The following is a 388-nucleotide window of genomic DNA, read 5'->3' as shown; positions in this document are numbered from 1 at the left end:
TTGCTATCGAAAAACTCACTCCCAACCTAACAACGGAGATCTGGCAAGAAAGTAACGGCACATTGCTTATCTATGGTGGCGATATCCATCAACCTATGGATGAAAATTTAATTCAAGATCTAAAACAGCTACGTCGCCGTCGTCCACTTGATGCCGTTATTTGGGTATCAGAAAATAATTTATCGCAACAACCGCTGGGTCATTCCTTATTTAATCACTTAAATTCGACCAACACCGATACCGCAAGCCGCTATTTCCACCAGCTCTTTCGTCAATTACGCTGGCAAGCCCCCCATTTGGCTTTGGAACGTCAGTAATAACGGCGAAATAACCACAGATGAAAACGCCCACCGTGCTTTATTCAGCTCCTTTCAAGGCGACGGCTGAA

1 protein-coding gene is annotated in these 388 nt (G+C 44.6%); it reads left to right on the top strand.

The window, feature by feature from the left end; genetic code table 11:
- Window positions 1-317, top strand: a 317-nt coding sequence (locus BHE89_RS24035; protein ID WP_171742546.1) for a hypothetical protein, incomplete at its 5' end; no start/stop codon positions are given.
- Window positions 318-388: the final 71 nt, after the last annotated feature.

The organism is Shigella sp. FC1967 (assembly GCF_001743005.1).
Classification (GTDB): Bacteria; Pseudomonadota; Gammaproteobacteria; order Enterobacterales; family Enterobacteriaceae; genus Proteus.
The sequence above is the reverse complement of the archived record's forward strand: the minus strand, read 5'-3'. Positions and strand labels throughout refer to the sequence as shown.